This window comes from Lentzea sp. NPDC058450 (genome assembly GCF_042721395.1).
Lineage (GTDB): Bacteria > Actinomycetota > Actinomycetes > Mycobacteriales > Pseudonocardiaceae > Lentzea.
Window position 1 is genome coordinate 297,636 of the sequence record NZ_JBHXLO010000003.1, and the last position, 17,738, is coordinate 315,373.

At 69.6% G+C, this 17,738-nt stretch carries 14 protein-coding genes and 1 pseudogene; 2 read left to right on the forward strand and 13 right to left on the reverse strand.

The annotated features are described in order from the left end of the window. Positions 1-34 precede the first annotated feature (34 nt). Genes ACFWNN_RS07660 through ACFWNN_RS07680 form a run of 5 tightly spaced genes read right to left on the reverse strand, consistent with a single transcriptional unit; the run spans position 35 to position 7,386 of the window. Positions 35-1,897 (reverse strand): BTAD domain-containing putative transcriptional regulator, encoded by a 1,863-nt coding sequence (locus ACFWNN_RS07660; RefSeq protein WP_382439071.1) that lies wholly within the window; start codon positions 1,895-1,897, stop codon positions 35-37. Positions 1,898-1,945: 48 nt separating this feature from the next. Next, positions 1,946-3,181, reverse strand: a complete 1,236-nt coding sequence (locus ACFWNN_RS07665) for an MFS transporter (protein WP_382439072.1) — start codon at positions 3,179-3,181, stop codon at positions 1,946-1,948. A 43-nt stretch (positions 3,182-3,224) separates the two neighbouring features. Next, entirely contained in the window at positions 3,225-4,568 is a 1,344-nt protein-coding gene (locus ACFWNN_RS07670) for an amidase family protein (protein ID WP_382439073.1), read from the reverse strand. A gap of 11 nt (positions 4,569-4,579) precedes the next feature. Next, entirely contained in the window at positions 4,580-6,148 is a 1,569-nt protein-coding gene (locus tag ACFWNN_RS07675; RefSeq protein ID WP_382439074.1) for an APC family permease, read from the reverse strand. Further along, positions 6,145-7,386, reverse strand: a complete 1,242-nt coding sequence (locus tag ACFWNN_RS07680; RefSeq protein ID WP_382439075.1) for an ATP-grasp domain-containing protein — start codon at positions 7,384-7,386, stop codon at positions 6,145-6,147. Before ACFWNN_RS07680 ends, ACFWNN_RS07675 begins: the two co-directional genes overlap by 4 nt. A gap of 198 nt (positions 7,387-7,584) precedes the next feature. On the opposite strand from ACFWNN_RS07680, the gene ACFWNN_RS07685 reads away from it, so the two are divergent. Further along, positions 7,585-8,466, forward strand: coding sequence for a LysR substrate-binding domain-containing protein (locus ACFWNN_RS07685; protein WP_382439076.1), 882 nt, complete (start codon positions 7,585-7,587; stop codon positions 8,464-8,466). Here the strand turns inward: ACFWNN_RS07685 and ACFWNN_RS07690 are convergent. The 7 genes from ACFWNN_RS07690 to ACFWNN_RS07720 are packed head-to-tail and all read right to left on the reverse strand — an operon-like array spanning position 8,438 to position 15,104. Further along, on the reverse strand, positions 8,438-9,199 hold the full coding sequence (locus ACFWNN_RS07690; RefSeq protein ID WP_382439077.1) for an SDR family NAD(P)-dependent oxidoreductase: 762 nt from the start codon (positions 9,197-9,199) through the stop codon (positions 8,438-8,440). The two genes, ACFWNN_RS07685 and ACFWNN_RS07690, sit on opposite strands and share 29 nt — an antisense overlap. 28 nt (positions 9,200-9,227) lie before the next feature. Continuing rightward, the gene (locus tag ACFWNN_RS07695; RefSeq protein WP_382439078.1) at positions 9,228-10,406 is read right to left on the reverse strand and encodes a 3-deoxy-7-phosphoheptulonate synthase; all 1,179 of its coding nucleotides are present in this window, start codon (positions 10,404-10,406) and stop codon (positions 9,228-9,230) included. 5 nt (positions 10,407-10,411) lie between these two features. Further along, on the reverse strand, positions 10,412-11,389 hold the full coding sequence (locus tag ACFWNN_RS07700) for a hypothetical protein (protein WP_382439079.1): 978 nt from the start codon (positions 11,387-11,389) through the stop codon (positions 10,412-10,414). Then, positions 11,386-11,688 carry an acyl carrier protein gene (locus tag ACFWNN_RS07705; protein ID WP_382439080.1) on the reverse strand — a complete coding sequence of 101 codons (303 nt, stop codon included), beginning with the start codon at positions 11,686-11,688 and terminating at the stop codon, positions 11,386-11,388. Before ACFWNN_RS07705 ends, ACFWNN_RS07700 begins: the two co-directional genes overlap by 4 nt. Next, a complete protein-coding gene (locus tag ACFWNN_RS07710) occupies positions 11,685-12,107 on the reverse strand; it encodes a hypothetical protein (RefSeq protein WP_382439081.1) in 423 nt (140 codons plus the stop codon). The genes ACFWNN_RS07705 and ACFWNN_RS07710 overlap by 4 nt, the downstream gene beginning before the upstream one ends. A 16-nt stretch (positions 12,108-12,123) precedes the next feature. Then, positions 12,124-13,800 carry a prenyltransferase/squalene oxidase repeat-containing protein gene (locus tag ACFWNN_RS07715; RefSeq protein WP_382439082.1) on the reverse strand — a complete coding sequence of 559 codons (1,677 nt, stop codon included), beginning with the start codon at positions 13,798-13,800 and terminating at the stop codon, positions 12,124-12,126. Continuing rightward, positions 13,797-15,104 (reverse strand): phenylacetate--CoA ligase family protein, encoded by a 1,308-nt coding sequence (locus tag ACFWNN_RS07720; protein WP_382439083.1) that lies wholly within the window; start codon positions 15,102-15,104, stop codon positions 13,797-13,799. The genes ACFWNN_RS07715 and ACFWNN_RS07720 overlap by 4 nt, the downstream gene beginning before the upstream one ends. 233 nt (positions 15,105-15,337) lie before the next feature. On the opposite strand from ACFWNN_RS07720, the gene ACFWNN_RS07725 reads away from it, so the two are divergent. Beyond that, positions 15,338-16,540, forward strand: a complete 1,203-nt coding sequence (locus ACFWNN_RS07725) for an AMP-binding protein (RefSeq protein ID WP_382439084.1) — start codon at positions 15,338-15,340, stop codon at positions 16,538-16,540. A 23-nt stretch (positions 16,541-16,563) separates the two neighbouring features. On the opposite strand, the pseudogene ACFWNN_RS07730 reads toward ACFWNN_RS07725, so the two are convergent. Next, positions 16,564-17,694 (reverse strand): annotated as a pseudogene (locus ACFWNN_RS07730) (LysR substrate-binding domain-containing protein); the annotation flags it as partial. Positions 17,695-17,738 lie beyond the last annotated feature (44 nt).

Consider the following 17,738-nt stretch of genomic DNA (forward strand, 5'->3'; position numbering starts at 1 on the left):
GTCACCCCGGTGCGGGTGACGTCCGGCGCGGCCGTCACCCGGCCTCCGCGTGACGGCCGCGCGTGACGGCTTCCGCCGCAGAGGAGCCGAAGGGCTCGCGCGCGAACCAGGTGCGCCCGGCCGCCGGTCGTGGAGCCACGTCGGCCGAGGCGCCGGCGAGACGGCGCAGACCGGCGCGGCGGACCTCGGGAGGAATCCGGCGTGCCTGCTCCCGGACGAAGTCCCCGAGCAGGTCGTGCATCCGGAACTCCTGCTCACCTCCGGTACCCGGACCGCTCGGGTCGATCATGCCCGCATCGCACAGCCGCTCCAGCGTCCGGCTGACGTCCGGGCGGCCCGACAGGGTGCTCAGCTGCCGCTCGGTGAAGTCGTTGGCGGACAGGACTCCCAGCCAGCGCAGGGCTGTTCGGTCGTCCTCGCTCAGCCTGCGGTAGCTGAAGCCGATCGAGGTGCGCACTGAGGCCACCCCGACGTCGAGTTCGTCCAGCCGTGCACGGTGGTCGCGCAGCCGCTCCGCAAGTGCGACGAGTGGAGCGGAGGGCATCGCGCTCAGGCGGGCACCCGCTATCCGCAACGCCAGCGGCAGGTGGCCGCACGCGGAGGCGATGTCGCGCAGGGCGGCGGACTCGGTCACTGCGCGACCGGCGCCGACGAGACTGGTCAGCATCTCCACGGATTCCCGCTCGCGCAGTGGTTTCAGGCGAATCCGCCGACCCATCGGTGTGGTCGCGAGCAACGAGCGGCTGGTGATGAGCACGGCGCAGTCCGGGGTTCCGGGGACCACGTCCGTGATCTGGCCCGCGTCGTGCAGGTCGTCGATCATGATCAGCACCTTGCGGCCGCTCAGTCTGCCGCGCAGCATCGCGGTGCGCGCCGACGGTCCGGAGGGCAGCTCAGAAGGCACGACTCCGCACTGCAGCAGCAGGGTTTCCAGCGCCTCGGCCGAGGTGCTGGCCCGGACGTACAACTGCCCGTCGGGGAACCTCGGGCGGAGGCGGTGGGCCACGCTGATCGCGAGCGTCGACTTGCCGACACCTGCGGGACCGGAGATCAACGCGAGGTGCGGCGGATCCGTGGTGAGCTCCACGACCTCGTCCGCCCGCCCGACGAAGTCCGGGACCTCGGACGGCAGGTGACACCCGAACCCGACCGGCACCGCCCGGCGCACACCCGCGTCACCACTCAACGCCCGCTGGTGGAGCGCCCTCAGCGCAGGGCCCGGATCCACACCGAGTTCTTCGGCGAGGCTCACCCGGATGTCCTCGTACTGCCTCAGCAACTCGGCCGTGCTGCCGCTGCGGAAGAGGGCGAGCAGGTACTGCGCGCGCAGTCGCTCGTCGAGCGGATGTGCCGCTACTTCCTCCGCGAGCGACGACGCCAGCGCCGTGTGGCGGCCGAGCCGGAGCCGGACGTCGTTGTGATCGAGGCGAGCGGCGTGACGTTCCCGTTGCAGCGCGGACCTCGTGCGCTCCACCCACTCCCCGCTCAACCCGGCGAACGGCTCTCCCCGCCACAACGTCATCGCCTGCCCGAACAGGTCTGCGGCCAGGACGTCGTCCTCCGCGTCACGAGCCCGCGCGACGAGATCCCTGAAAGCGACCACGTCGATCGCCGACTCGTCCGTGTGCACCACGTAGCCGAGACGTCCGCGATCGATCTGGAGAGCGCCTCGAAACGTCCGGCGCAGGCGGGAGATGTGCGCCCGCAGCGTGCCCGCCGCGCCCGGTGGCGGCTGGTCCTCCCAGACCCGGGCCGCGAGCCTGTCCATCTGCACGTCCGGCGAGGCCGACATGAGCAACGCGACGAGCACCGACTGCCTCTGCGCGGGGCCCAGGTCCACCTCGGCGCCGTCGAGGAACGCCCGGACGTGACCGAGCAGCTCGAATTCAACCCGCATGGCAAGGATCCCCCCAAAGAACCCGCTACTTCGCCGCCCCGCGGGCGACTACCGCTGCCGCACCCCGGGGTGGAGCAGCGAGAACACGAACGCAGCCATCAGCACCACCGCGCCGACCGCGAACGGTGCCGACGGGGACAGCTCGTAGAGTCCGGTCGCCGCCATCGGACCCACGACCAGCGTGACGGCATTGGTGGAGCCGATCAGTCCGGCCACGCCGCCCTGTTCGTCGGAACCGAACAGCAGGGACGGCGCGGAGTTGTAGCCGGGCACTGCCAGGCTGTGCCCGATACCCGACAGCACCGACGCGGTGATCATCGCGGCGAGGTTCGGCGCGAACACCATCACGACGAACGCGACGCCGGTCACCGGAAGCCCGACGCGCAGCAACGTGAGCGGCGTCCAGCCCAGCTTCGGCACGACGATGCCCTGCACGAGCAGCATCGGCAGACCGCCCGCGAGCAGCACGAGGCCGGTGTACTCCGCGGTCGTCGCGCCGTCGAGGTGCAACCGGTCCTGCAGCAGGAAGCCGACGCTCAGCGACAGGAGGCTGATCGACAGGTAGATCGCGAGCCCGAGAACGAGGAACGGCCACATGCGGCTGTCCAGCGCCCGCACCTTCGGCGGCTTCGGCCGGTCGACGTGCCTGGTCTCCCTCGGCAGCCTGACCAGCACCACCAACGCGGCGAGTGCCAGCACGACGGGCGCGACGTAGAGCGCTGTGAGCAGGCCGAAGCGACCGAGCAGTCCACCGACCGCCGGGCCGAGCACCAGGCCGAGGCCAAGGCTTGCCCCGACCCTGGACAGTCCTTTGACCCGGTCGCGCGTTCCGTGGGTCACGTCGGCGACGTAGGAGTTCGCCGCAACCGGCAGCGCTGCGAGGGCACCACCGAACAGCACACCCCTGGTGAGCAGGAAGGCGACGAACACCACTGGGGCGCTCAGCACCCCGAGCATGCCCAGGTTGGCGGTCACCGCGAACGCGAAGAGCCCGACCGCGGTGCCCAACAACGCACCCGTGAACAGCGGCTTGCGACCCCACACGTCACTGCGCCGGCCCCAGAACGTGCTCGTCAGCGCCACCATCGCGGCGGAGGCGCTCATCACGAGGCCGAGTTGGAACTCGGTGAGCGACAGCTCCCGCGAGAGTGGCGGGAGCACCGGCGACAGCAACTGCTGACCCGTGTAGCCCCCGAAAACCGCCAGGTACACCAGCGCGAGTCCTTTGGCGGGCCTGGCCTCCCCGGCCGGTACCGCCGTTTCCGTCGAGTCCTGCGCCGACATCCCCATGTCCTTTCGTAACCGAAGTTTCGCTCAGCGTAGTCAATCACCGAGGTGCGAAACCGAGGTTTCCGAACACCGCTCCGGCGTCGCGGGCCAGTCCGATCAGCGCGTTCTCCGCGTGCGGCCTGCCCACGAGCTGCACCGCGAGCGGGGCCTGAGCAGGGCTGACACCGACCGGGAAGGTGATCGCGGGCAGTCCGGCGAAACTCGCGACCGGCGTGTACCCGATCTCCCGGTCGTAGTCGGGGTCCGCCGGGGTCGGGATGGTCGACGTCGCGGCGGGCTTCGCCCCCTTCGCACGAGGCACCACGGCGTCGAGCGGCAGGAGCCACGCGTCCACACCACCCTCGTCGAAGAGCCCGGAGACCGCGGCCCGATGACGGACGAGCGCGGTGCGGATCTCCGCGTACCTCCTGTCGTCGATCCTGGCGCCCGCCTCCAGCGCCGCCAGCGTGGACGGCAGCAGGTCGTCACCGAAACGCTCACCCCACACCTCCCGGCCGAGCCACGCGTCGCGGGCGCAGAGATCCCACGCGGGTCCGCGCCAGTGCCACAGGTCTCCCAGCCGCACCTCGCTCACCGCGTGGCCTGCCTCCGCCAGCGCTCGTGCCGCAGCGTCGAGCGCCCCGGCGATCTCCGGCTCGACCGCTCCTTCGGAGACCTCGCTCACCACGCCGACCCGCAACGCCCGGTGGGACACCTCGGAACCGAGGCCCAGGTGGGACCACAGGAACGCGAGGTCGTCGGCTGTTCTCGCGACCCAGCCGGGAGCGTCCATGGACGGGCACAACGGGAAGATGCCCGTCAGGTTGCCCGGATCGTGGGTGGTGCGCAGTCCCACCACTCCGCAGCGACCGGCGGGCCAGCGCACCGAGCCGAGCACGTCCGTTCCGAGCGAGACGTCGCAGATACCTGCCGCCACCGCTACCCCGGAGCCGGTGCTCGACCCCGCCGGATCGATGTGCGGGAAGTACGGGTTGCCACAACCGGAGCCGACACCGATGTTGAGCTCAGTGGTGACGACCTTCGCCGTCACCACGGTGTTCCGCACGTCCCGCAGCACTGCCGCGGACCTGCGCGGGTGGTGGCGATACCGCCGCAGGCCCAGGGTGGTCGGGAAGCCCGCGACGTCCACGGTGTCCTTCACTCCGAGTCGCAGCGCGGGCGAGTCCGACGACGGCTCCGCGAGCACGGCGCACGCGCGGTACCGAGCGTCGGCCACGACGCTCCACTCGTGAGCGGTCTCGTGCCACTCGGCCGCCCCCACCTCTCCCGAGGTGATCAGCCGGTGCCGTTCCCGGAGGGGCAACGCCACCAGGTCAGGTACCTCGACCTGGTCGGGCACGTCCGCGCCGCGCAAGAAGTCCTCGACCGCAGATGTGGACAAACCGACTCCGTTCACGAGACGCGACCCAGGAAGGCGGCGCCGGACCGCACTCCCCACCGGTAGGTGAGCAAGGCGCACACCGCGACGACCGCGGTGTCCCAGTGCAGCGGGATCAGCTGCGTGCCCCCGAAGGAGCCGAATCCGGACAGGACCACCAGCCAGCCGAGATAGGCGACCAGCCACGCGCCCGTCCGCAGCTCGACGCGCAGGTCCAGTTCGCGGCGGCGCAGCACGGCGAAGAGGAGCACGGTGAGCACCAGCACCGGTAGCGCGACCCGCAGGTGCTTCCAGGAAGCCCAGTAGATGAGCTCGGTGGCCACGACGAACCCGGCCGGCGCGATCCAGCGCATGCCGCGGACCCAGCCGGCGAGCCGCTCCGGTGCGGCGACGTGGAAGGTGCCCGCCGCGATCGAGCAGAGCGAGTAGGTCAGCAGAGAGAGCACCCCGACCACACCGATGATCTCGTGCCACCCTCCCGAGGGCAGCAGGAACACCATGCTCAGCACGAAGTTCAGGAGCAGTGCGTTCTTCGGCACGCCGCGACGGCGGTCCACCTCGGCGAACCTGCGCGGCAGCGCGCGGTTCTTCGAGACGGCGTAGGTCTGCCTGCCCCCGGTCGCGACGAACACGTAGGTGGAGCCCCACGGCGAGAAGACCGCATCGGCGTAGATGAGCGCCGCCAGCCAGCCGAGGTTCAGCAGCAGTGCGAGCTCGCCGAACGGTGAGACGAACGTGAGCCCGCGCCAGCCGGAGCCCAGGCTCTCGGGTGGCACCGCGAGCACGAACGTCACCTGGAGCAGCACGTACAGGACCACCGAGAGCGCGATCGCGGTCAGCACGGCCCGCGGAATGTCCCTGCGGGGGTTGCGCGCTTCCGCGGACAACTCCATCGGCGCCGCGAAACCGTTGATCGTGTAGACGATGCCCGCCCCGGCGATCGCGGTCAGTGCCGCGGACCAGCCGTACGGCGCGAGTCCGCCACCGGTGGTGACGTTGCCGGGGTGGAAGCTCGACACCAGCAGCGCCACGATGGTCAGCACCGGCACGAGCACCTTGATGGAGGTGACGAGCAGGTTGAGGCGCGCGAACAGCTTCACGCCGAACCAGTTGAGCACCACCAGCAGGGCCAGCACCCCCGCCGCGGCGAGCTTGCCCGCGATGGTCAGGGAGTCGGTGTAGAGGCCGGGCAGGTACCGGTTGGCGTACTGCACGATCGCCGACGCCTCAGCCGCCAGCGCACTCGCGAGCGCGAGAAGGATCGCCCAGCCGATGAGGCTGCCGGCCAGCGGACCGTTGGCCAGCAACGGCCAGCGCACCATCCCGCCCGCCTCCGGGCTGCCCGCCCCGAGCTCGACGAGCACCAGCGCGACCAGTGTCAGTGCCGCTCCGGCGATGACCCAGGACAACACGGCGGCAGGCCCTGCCGCCTGCGCGCCGTAGAACGCGCCGAACAGCCAGCCGGAACCGATGATCCCGCCGAACGCGACACCGGTCAGGCTCCAGAAGCCGAGATCCTTGCGAAGCCCGTCGCCCGGTCCAGTGGAGGCCTCGGCACGCTGGTCGGAGGACGTCGCCGTCATCCGGCTGTCCGGTAGAACGCCGTGCCGTCGAGGTAGCGGACCGTGCCCGAGTCGCGGAGCACGACCTCCTCGACGTCGTGCCTGAGGTTGACGATCACCGGGTAGGTCAGGTCGTCGACCGTGCGGGAGATCCTCTCGCCCGGCTGCACCAGCGTGCGCACCTCGAGCAGGCTCTCCAGCGACTTGAGCTCGTCGAGGTGCGGGTAGCCGGCGAGGGTGCCCTCCACTGGCGAGACCATCGCGACCGAGGCGAAGTGAGCCTGAAGGCGGTAGTCCTCCGCGTATCGGGCCATGAACCGGTCCGGGTCCACGTAGGCGTCGACGGTCCACTCGACCTGGGACTCGCCGACACCGAGGAACGCGTAGTGCGACAGGTCACCACCCGCGATGCGAGCGCCGACCTCCACTAGGCACGGCCCCTTGGGCGTCATCTTGATCTCGATGTGCGCCGGGCCGTGCCGGATGCCGAGCGCGTCCAGCACCTCGTAGGCGTAGTCGGCCAGTTGCTGCTGGACTTCGCCTTCGCGCTTCATCAGGTAGACCGCGTCGCAGAGGTCGAGCACACCGTTGGCGCTGATCCGGCTGGTCTTCCAGATGTCGCAGACGTGGTGGTGACCGTCTCGGCTGACGGTGTTGAGCATGTACTCGGCGCCGAAGTGGTACTCCTGCGCGACCACGGCCTCGTTGGTCGACGTGTAGACGTTGCCGCGGTTGATCAGCGCCCGGTAGGCGCGGACCGACTCTTCGGGGGAGTCGCAGAAGAACACGCCGTCACCCCCACCACCGCGAATGGGCTTGACGACGACCCTGCCACCGCGGTCCGCGTGCCAGGCGGCGAGCTGGTCCTCGCTCTCGACGAGCAGTTGGTCGGCACCGTGCACACCGGCCGCTTTGATCGTCTCGATCATGCGGAACTTGTCCCGCCGCGCCGAGCTGAGCGCAGTGCCGTTCGTCGGCAGCCCCAGCGCCTCGCTCAGCGTGTCGGCGAACTCGACACCCACCTCCGAACCCGCCACGACGGCGACCGGTTCGTGAGCGGCGACCGCGCGGATCGTCTCGTCGAGGTCGCCGTCGTGGACGATGTTCGCCGCGTAGCCGTCCAGGCTCAGCGACGAGCGGAACAGGATCGGTACCTCGGGAGAGCTCTGGACCCGGACGCATCCGTACCCGGCTTCGTCGAACCGTCGCGCGAGCCGCCCGCGTCCCTGGTTGGTCGGCAGGTAGGAATCGACGATCACGACATGTCCTTGGACTGACATGGTCACCCCGTTCTTTCCGGTCAGCGCCATTCTGGAGGCAGAGCCGAGAAGCGGTCCAATAACGCGTTGAACTGACTTGAAAAGCCACTGTTATCAACGGTCCGACCATTTTTTGGACACAGCCTGCTACGCTCTCGTCAATCTTGATTTTCACTTGTCGCGACAAGAAAGCGAACGATGGATCTGCGGAGTTTGCGCTGGTTCGTTGCGGTCGCCGACGAGTTGGACTTCGCCACGGCCGCGCACCGGCTCAAGGTCACCAGGACTGCGCTTCTGCGCCGGATCACTCATCTGGAACGCGAGATCGGATTCGCGCTCTTCAGTCGCGACCACCGGCGTGTGCAACTGACCGAGACAGCCAAGACATTCCTGCCTGCGGTGGTCGACCTGCTCGGCGACGCAGACGGGCTGATCAGGTCGCTGACGCGACCGCAGGTGTTGGAAGTGGCCTATCCACCATCGGTCGCACTCGGTCTGCCGGTTGCCATCGTGGAGTCCTTCCGGCGCGAGCACCCGTCGACGGGCGTCCGCACGTCGACGGGATCGTCCGACGCGAACGCGCGGCGCGTCGCGAACGGGGAGGTCGACGTGGCGTTCCTGCGCCCGCCGCTGACGGAGCAGATCTCGACGGCCGTGCTCGCCACCGAAGCGGTGTCGGTCGCGCTCCCCGCCGGCCACAGCCTGGCGGAACGGCGCGAGATCACCTGCGCCGATCTGCTCGGCGAACCGCTGGTGGCGTTCCGGCGCGAGGACGCCACCGGCCTGTGGAAGTCCGTTGTGGACGGTGTCTACCGCACCGGTGGCGGCCCGGCTGTCGTGAGGGTGGAGCCGGACGAGGCGCACATGCTCGCGGTGGTCGCCGACGGCGTGGGGATCTGCCTGATCACCGAGACGGCGGCGGAGGTGCTGCGCGTTCCCGGTGTCGAGATCAGGCCCATCGCCGACGGCCCACTGGTCGCACTCGCGCTGGGCTGGCGGCGCAACGACTTCAACTCGTCGGTCGCCGCCTTCGTCGCCCACGCGATCGCGTTCAGCGCCCGGCGAGCGCTCCCCCGTTGACCTGGACGATCTGCGCGGTCACCTGGTCCGCCTCCGGCGAGGCCAACCAGAACACGCTGTTCGCCACGTCGGCGGGGGTACTCGCCCGCCCGGTGGACGTCTGGCCGACGAGCATTCGCTCCCGTTCGGGCGAGAGGCGGTTCGCGAAGAACTCCGTCTCGGCGACATAACCGGGCGCGACCACGTTGACGGTGACCCCCTTCGGGCCGAGCTGCGCGGCCAGGTCGTAGGCGTACGGGTGCAGCGCGGCCTTGCTCCCGGCGTACGAACCCGAACCGGAGCCGCGATACGCGGCGATCGAGCTCACCAGGACCACACGGGCACCTGCGGGCAACGCGTCCTTCAGCGCCTCAGTCAGCAGCACCGCGGTGAGCACGTTCGACCTGAAGTTGCCCAGCCAGTGCCACGCGGCCCCCTCGACCCCGGTGGTGGCACCGTCGGGCGCGCCGATCTCGACGTTCCCGCCTGCGTTGTTGACCAGCACGTCCACCTGGCCGTGCCGGGCGACGACGGTCTCGGCCACCCGCACGGCCTCCCTGGGCTCGGCGAGATCCGCGGTCAGTGACGAGACCAGGCCGGACCCGGTGCTCGCGTTGATCTCCGCCGCTGTCCGCTCGAGCACGTCCACCCGGCGGCCTACCACCACCACCCGGTCGCCGGCGTCGGCGAACCGGTGTGCGACCGCACGCCCGATGCCCGTACCGCCACCACTGACCACGACGACTCGTGACAAGGTCGATCTCCTCGTTCTACCTCGATGTTCACCGGCGGAGCAGCTCTGCCGCCAGTCTGACCACGCGTTCGGCCTGTTCCCCGTCGAGCCTGGGGTCACACGCCGACTCGAACCGGGGGAAGTCGTCGACCGCCAGGCGGTCGTGGGTGTCGACGCACTCGGTGACGTCGTCGGGGGTCAGCTCCAGGTGCAGACCGCCGGGATACACGCCGTGCGCCCGCAACACCGCGCAGAACGCCTCCACCTCGGCAGCGACGTCGGACACGACTCTGGTCTTGCGACCGGACGCGGACCGCACCGTGTTGCCGTGCATCGGATCGCACAACCAGACGACGTCGCGTGCCCGGTGACCCAGACCGGTCAGCAACAACGGCAGTGCGGTGCCGATCGTGCGGGCACCCATGCGGACGATCAGCGTCAACCTCCCGGCGCGATGTCCTCCCGCAAGCAGCTCGATGATCGCGGCGACGTCGTCGGCGGTGGCGGTGGGCCCGATCTTGACGCCGACCGGGTTGTTCACCGTCGCCGCGAACTCGAGGTGTGCACCGTCGAGCTGACGCGTGCGTTCGCCGATCCACAGCATGTGGCCGGAGGATCCGTACCAGCCTCCGCGCAGACCGTCCGGTCGCACGAGTGCCCGCTCGAAGTCGAGCAACAACGCCTCGTGGCTGACGTAGGTGGGCGACAGGCCGGCTGTCGGCAGTAGGAACTGGTTCAGGAACAAGGCGTCCAGTGCCGTCGCCGCGTGGTCGTACGCCCGTAGCAACCGGCGTGCGTCGGCGCGGCGCGCTCCCGGTTCGGGCGCCGGATCGTTCACGGCGTCACCGCGGTAGACCGGCAGCACCGTGCCGTCGGCCCCGGTCTCGGTCGGGCTGGACCGCGGCTTCGCGTACTGACCCGCGAGCCTGCCGACCCGCACGACGGGGAGCCCCGCGACGTGCTCGACGAGATCGCCGAGCACGTCGAGCAGCGCGGCCTTGCGCTGCACTCGCGGTGCGGCCGAGTCGGCGAACGGCTCGGCGCAGTCTCCGCCCTGGATCACGAACGCCTCGCCGCGCGCGACGACCTCCAGCTCGCCGCGCAACGCGTGGCAGGAGCCTGCGTCGACGAGTGGCGCGCGTGATCGCAGCTCCTCAATGACGGCGGCGAGCTCCGCCTCGTCCCAGTCCGGTTGCTGTGCCGCCGTCTTGGCTGTCGTTTTTCGCATCGTTCCTAGCCTCGGACCGCGGCGTAAAGGCGATCGACCTTCGCCTTGCCGGTGATCGTGCGCGGGATCTGGCCGACCCGGTACACCGCGCGAGGCACCGGGAATCCCGCTAGCTGCCGCCAGATCGTCTCGGTGCGCACCGCGCCGCCAGGGTCGGTGTGGAAGAGCTCGTAGTGCTCTCCGCGCACGGCGTCCCGCACCGCGACGCACACCACGTCGACATCGGGCAGCCCGGCGCGCACGGCGTTCTCGACCTGGTCGAGGCGGCACCGGACACCGTTGACCTTGATCAGCCGCGACGACCTGCCGACGAACTCGAAGGTCCGGTCACCCACGAACCTGACGACGTCGTTCAACTCCCACCACTCCGGCGCCGCCACCATGTCGGCCCGCCGGCCGATGCGACCGCTGCGCACCTTGAGCAGCCGCTCGGCGGGTCCATCGTGGACGTCCACATCGGATAGAAGGCGCCACGGTTCCGGCCGCGCGACGTCCCTGACGGCCACCGCTCCGGTCTCGGTGGAACCGAACACCTCGACGGCCCGGAACCCGGTGAGGTCGTTCAGTTCGGCGGCCACCTTCCGCGCCACGGCCGTCGTCGGCCCAGCGCCGTGCAGGACGGCGGCGCCGGGCAACGAGCCGATGGTCGTCGACAGGCTCCGCAACACCATCCAGCTCGACGGCAAGCACACGAACAACGTGCGCTTGTCCGTGTCGAGCGCCGGGGTGGCGAGCGGATCGCCCCACAGGTCGATCGGCACGAGTCCGAGCAGTTCGGGGAGCACGCGGCCGAAGAGGTTGCCGTAGAGGTGCGAGGGAGGCGCGAAGTTGACGATCTGCTCGACGTGTTCACCGAACTCGGTGGCCACGAGCACCGCCTCGGTCTCCAGCTGCACACGTGTCCGCGACCAGCGGACCGGATCACCCGAGTGTCCCGAGGTGACGAACTCCGTCTCGTCGGCCGGGGCTGTTCGCGCCGTCACGCCCCACCCTCCAGCGCCGCGTTGTCCTCGAGCAGGTCCTGGACGAAGCCGCTGATCCGGCTCAGCGTCGAGAAGACGAACCTGACGTCGTGGGAGACGAAGTCGACCTCGATTCCGAACTCCGTCTCGATCCGCGACACGAACTCCATCGCGGCCAGGCTGTCGTACCGATCGGCAAGGACATCGCGTAGTTCGTCGTCGTCCGCCACCCCGTCCAGCACGTCGCCGACTTGGTCGCGCAGCACCGTCCGCACTCGCGCGCGGGTCTGGTCGAGGGTGGGCAGGTCGGTCGCGTTCATGTCGTCTCACCTCGGTGCGGAACGGGCGCGACCTCGTCAGCGCGCGTCATCCGGCCGCCGATGGCCAGGTAGACGTCGCTGGGCGCGGTCGTGCGGAAGTCGATGTGGAGAAAGGGAGTCCGTTCGGTCATGCCGAGCGCTTGGGCGATCTCGTCCGCCAACTCGAGGCGGAAGTGCGCGTCCCTCTCCGGGGAGACGCAACAGACCACCGACGCGTGCCGCAACGCGCCGGGGTCGTGCGGCAGCGCCTCGACCGGCATGCCACCGGTGAACACCGTCCCCGGCGGGTCCTCGGCGAACCGGACCACCACGTGTGCCGGCCGCACGCCGCGGGCCGAGAGCCATCTGGTCAGTCTCACGGCGACCGCCCTGCGCTTCGGCACGGGAAGTGCGGAGGTGTTGATCTGGATCGTGGGCACGTGTCCTCCGCGGTTCTCAGGAGAGCGTCAGTGCGGGCAGGGCACCGGGTCCGTCGTGCAGCCTGCGGTGCAGCAGGGTGCCGAGACAGTCGGCGAGGGCATCTCCTCCGGGAGGAGCGAGCGGGCTCCACGCGGTCCCGCGGTCGGTGTGCACTCGGCGCACGAACCTGCCGAGGTGGTCGGTGTCGACCTCGACGCCGTGCCGGTCCGCGGTCGCCACCGCCTCGTAGGTGGACAGCAGATCCGGCATGCGCGAGCCCTCGTTCGCCCACCCACCGCCGCGCACGTGGTGGCGGGTCAGCAGCAGGCGCACGCCCTGCGAGTCGGCGGAGCCGAGCGACTGGCGCACTCGCAGTGCCTGCAGGCCGGAGCGCAGAGTGCCGGATGGAAAGGTGTCGGTGAACCCCTTCAGTGCGGCGACGTCCAGCACCTCGGCCACGTTCCCACCCAGCAGCCGAACCGATTCGACCGCCGCCGACGTGGACACGAGGTCCGATCCCCTGCCTTCCCAGAAGCCGAAGCCACCGTCGGGGTTCTGCATCGCCCGCAGCCAGGTGAGCACCCGATCCGCTCCGGCCGGATCGTCCTGGAACGCGCCCGCCGCCAAGGCCCACAACGTGCAACGGACCTCGCTGCCCCTGCCCGGCATGTACATGACGCCGCCCTCGTTGGGCAGTTGACAGCCCTCGAGCCATCGGCGACCCCGCTCGGCATCGGTCCGCCCGATCAGGACGGCGGCCGCGGTGGCGAGGGCGTCCGCCGCGGCCGCCGGCTCGCGGTAGGTGTGCCCGCCGCCGGGGCAGGCGAGTTCTGCGAGCCTGGCGACGACCGCGTCGGCGACGTGGTCGGCCCGCGAACCGGTGGCCTGCAACGAGCCGACGGCGCAGAACGACGCCCAGACGTCCTCGACGTCGTAGCCCTGCCACCGGACGAACGCACCACCTGGGCGGCGCAGACTCGTGACCCACTCGTCGACGGGCTGGTCAGGACGGTGCCCCAGCGCGTCCAGCGCGGCGGTGGCGCGGTACGTCGCCCACATGCAGGGGACCTCGGCATCCTCGGCGAACCGGAACCCCCCGTCGGCTGACTGCTGCTCGTTCAGCCAGCGGACGAGCGCGGGCACGTCCCACGGTGGCAGCGCCGGTTCCAGCGAGTTCAGCGCCTTCCACGCTGCCGCGCCGTAGTGACATGCGCGAACGTCGGCGCCCCCCGCGCGGGCGTGGTCCGGTGACCAGCTCAGCCCCCCGTCCGCCGTCTGGAGGGCGGCGAGCCAGTCGAGCAGCCTCGCCCGGTCGGGAACGTCGATGCCGCACACCGTGACGGCGGTCCTCGTCGAAAAGTGCGTCGCCCAGACGTCCGGCTCCTGACCGGGCGTCATCGCGTACGCCTCACCGGTCCACGTGCGGTCCAGCCACGCCGTGGTGCGGTCGACGCCCGGCACCGGCAGACCGAGGTCCCTCAGCGCCTGCGTGCAGTAGAACGTGGCCCAGGCATCGGAAGGCATGCCCTTGCTCCACGCGTAACCGCCGTCGGCGTTGGCGCGGCCACTGAGAAAGGCGGCTGTACCGGCGACGTCCTGGACGGTGTCGACGCGCCCCAGCCACGCCAGCGTGCGCACCGCGGCATAAGTGCACCAGAGGTCGGGACCACCGACGGCCACTCCGACCCCTGGGGGCGAGACCACCGCGGTCATGACGCCACGATCCGAATGTTGGAGCGCTTCCAGCTCTTTTGGGACCCGCCGCTCTTCGTGGTCTGCGGCAGCGAGTTGACGAAGACGATCTCGTCCCACACCAGTCCGGTGCTGGACCGCATCGCCTCGTCGACCGCGAGCTTCATCCCCGCCTCCGCGGACCGGTCTGCGTGCACGTCGCGCTCGAGAAGCAGGCGGGCCCTGGCACCGGACTCGTCCAGCTCGATCAGGTAGCCGGTCGCCGAACTCGCGTGGTAGACGACGTCCTCGACAGCGCGGACCGTCAGGTCCCGTTGGTGCACCTGGATGACGTCCGTGCTCCTCCCGCGCACGGAGAGCAGCGGCGCGGCGCTGTCGCAGGCGCAGTCGCCTCCCACCACGACCTCGTCGCCGGTGTCGAACCGCAGCAACGGCCGGGCGTGCAGGTTGAGAGGAGTCACGACGAGACGACCAGCGCAGTCGCCGGACAGCGGCTTCACCTCGTCGCCGCTCGCGATCTCGAAGTAGTTGGTCGAGGTGAGCAGGTGCAGGCCGCCTTCCTCGCACGTGGCGGCGAGCGTCCCGGTCTCCGTGCTGCCGTAGCTGGCGTCATAGGCGGTCGCCTGCCACCACTCACCCAGCCGCGCGCGCAGGGCGGGTGTGCTGACCTCGCCGAGCAGCATGAGCGTGTGCACGCTCTCGCTGAGCTCTCCGAAGTGGCCTCGCTGTTTGAGCAACCGGGTCAACTGGAGCGCGAGCCCCGGTGCCACGAACACGACCGTCGGCCGCAGCGAGCGCCACAGCGTCGTGAGCCGGTCCCAGTCCGAGATACCGGTGGCGAACGGGTAGACGCGGCTGTGCGGGACGTCCAGCAACTCGCACACCCCGACGACGAGATCCGCCACCGGCACGATGTCCGACGGCAAGAGAATCGCGACGCGGTCCCGCTCGCTCAGGACCCGTCGCCACGCCTGCTCCACCGACACCGCGTTCCAGGCGATGTCCTCGAACAACCGCGGAGTCGGAGTGACCTGTCCCGACGTACCCGTCGTCTCGTAATACTTGGCGCTCGCGCCGAGATCGGTGACGACAAAGCTCCACGGATCGTTCTTGAGCGCTTCCTTGGTCGTCACCGGTTGCGAGGAGAAGGCCTCCTCCGAGAACTCGGGGAGGCACCCGTACGCCGCCGCCTTGGCCGCCCGCTGCCACGCCTCCGCCAATTTCGCCTGGTAGAACTCACTAGGAGGCTGAAACCTGAACAAAGATCGGATCTCGTCCTGCGCCCTGGTCAGCGTGTCCAGCCGTTCTCGGGTGTTGATGAGCATGCTCACTATTCCTCAGATTCGGGGCAGACGACCTGTAGTGCTCAACTTATTGGCTTCGCGCGATGCACGCTAATAACTGGTCCTGCTCAGATGAAAACCATCGATTACCACACCGACCGACTGATAAGCGGGAGTTATCGAATGTGAACGAGATGCTCTTGGACGAACAGCGGAAGTCGTGTCGTACTTGAGTGACGTCCACGGAATCAGGCACCACGACCTGGAGTCGCCTCATGCCTTCCGCTCCTCCTGCCGCGATGGCGGCGTTGCGCCGAATGACCGAGTTGCCGTCGCTCGCCGACCGCTACGCGGAGTTGCCCGGCTTTCCCGAACCCGACTGGGACCAGGTGCCGATCCTCACCAAGGACGACTTCCGGTCCGCCTTCGCCGACGTGCTCGAGCGGGCTCGTGCCGCGCACCACGGCGCGTTCGTGCTCGGCAGCGGTGGCACCACGTCGGCGCCCCAGCTGAGCCTGATCCCCAGCGGCCAGTTCGTCGCCGACGTGCGTGAGCTCTGGGACCCCGTCGCCCGCGACGAGGTCATGGTCAACCTCGACACTCCCGGCCGCCTCTGCGCCTCCCACAACTTCTTCAGCGCACTGGCGCACAGCGCAGGCGCGGTCGTGATCCCGCTCGGCGGCATCGAGGACGACCAGCTGGACATCTGGCTGGACTTCATGGAGCAGTTGGGCGCGACCGCCCTGAGCGCCACCCAGAGCCACATCGCGCATCTCCTCGAGCACTGCGAGTCGACCGGACGCAAGCCCCCGCCGTTGACGAAGCTGCTCTGGAACGGCGAGGCGTTCGGCCGACCCGCCCTGGAGATCACCCGCCGGATGCTCCCGGACGCCGAACTCCACGGGGTGTACGGATCCACCGAGACCTGGGTGATCGGGCACAACGGGCCGCGCTGTGCGCTCGACACCTTCCACCTGATGCCCTACCAGCACGTCGAGCTCGTCGACGGCCTGGTCATCGTCACGAACACGCACCAGGAGTGCCTCAATCCCGTCGTCCGCTACCGCATCGGCGACCGCGGGGAGTTCGTGACCTGTCCGTGCGGCCGCGAGGACCTCGCGCTGCGCGTGGTCGGTCGCGACGACCAGCAGCTCAACTTCATGAGCATCCTGGTGGCACCGCGGGAGATCGCCGAGGTCGCGCTCGCCGACACCGACGTGATCGACGTGCAGGTCGCCCTGTTCGGTCACGGCAACGCCGGCGAGCGGATCGAACTGCGGCTGAAAGTGGCCGACGGTGCCGATCACCACGATGTGACCCGGAGGGTCCGCGACGCCGTCCTGACCGACGTCTACCGCCTCGGGTTCGAGGTGGCGGCGGCACCAGACGCGTTCTCCGTACTGGTGGCCAGCCGTTTCTCGGTCAACTCCCGGTCAGGTAAGACACCGTTGCTGGTGGTCGAGGACGCCGCGCACTGAGCCAGCCGGTCGCGGTCGAGCACGAACGAGAGGAACGCGTTCAACGCCGGATTCGCGTTGTCCGGGCGCCAGGCGAGACCGACCGGCACCTTCGGCTCGTGCCGGATGGTCCTGATCACGACGCCTGGCACGGTGAGCATCGCCGCGGACGACTCGGTGAGCAGCGTGATCCCCGCGTGCTCGGCCACGGCCGCGAGCATGTGCGGCTCGTCGGGCTCCACCCGGCAGATGTCGGGCCGCGGTCCGTTGCCGTACACCGCGTCCAGCATGGAGTCCCACAGCCCACCGGCGGACTGCGGGAAGTACACCAGCGACTCACCTTTCAGGTCGTGCACCGCGACGTCCTGCTGCTCCGCCAGCGGGTGGTCCTCGGGCGCGGCGAGCACGACCGCTTCCTCTCCGAGGACCGCGCACGAGAGACCTGCGCCGGTGTCGATCGGCGGGCGCACGAACCCGACGTCGACCTCGCGCGTCTTGAGGCGGTCGACGTTGAGGCTCGTGAACCCGCTGTAGGTCTTCACGGAGATCTGCGGGTGCGCCTTGCGGAACGACGCGGTGAGTTTCGCGGGCAACCCGATACCAGCCGAACGCGTGTGGCTGAGCACCAACGCGCCCTGCTCGGCCGTGGCCAGCCGTTTGGCCAACTGCTCGACCTGGCCCGCGTGCTCCAGGAGACGCTCGGCTTCCGGCAGCAGCGCGGTCCCGAACGAGGTGAGCGCGACGTGCTGCCGACTTCGCTCGAACAAAGGCCTGCCGATCTCCCTCTCGAGCGCCCTGATGCTCTGAGACAGACCAGGCTGACTGATGTAGAGCCGCTTCGCGGCCCTGCCGAAGTTGAGTTCTTCGGCGACGGCCACGAAATGGCGAAGAGTCCTCAGTTCCACAACATCTCCCCCCAGGCGACAGTTGCGGTGTGTGCTATTCGGTTGTGAACTCGGTCGAACCCGGGTACCCACAGCGCGCCCGGACAACCCTGCCACCATAGCGAATCCGGCCGGGTTCGTGTGCGCCGTTGCGCACTCCGGGACGCGCACCGGCGCGGGCGGGGCGACTCCGTTCCAATTCAGTGAACGGATTCCCACGAACCGGACACTTGCGCGCGACTTCGCCGTGTCGATCGCAACCAGGTGCCCCACTGATACCGGCCCGGTCATAAGCCGTGCTTTCCACGTGGCCACCAGGAGTTATTGGACCGCGA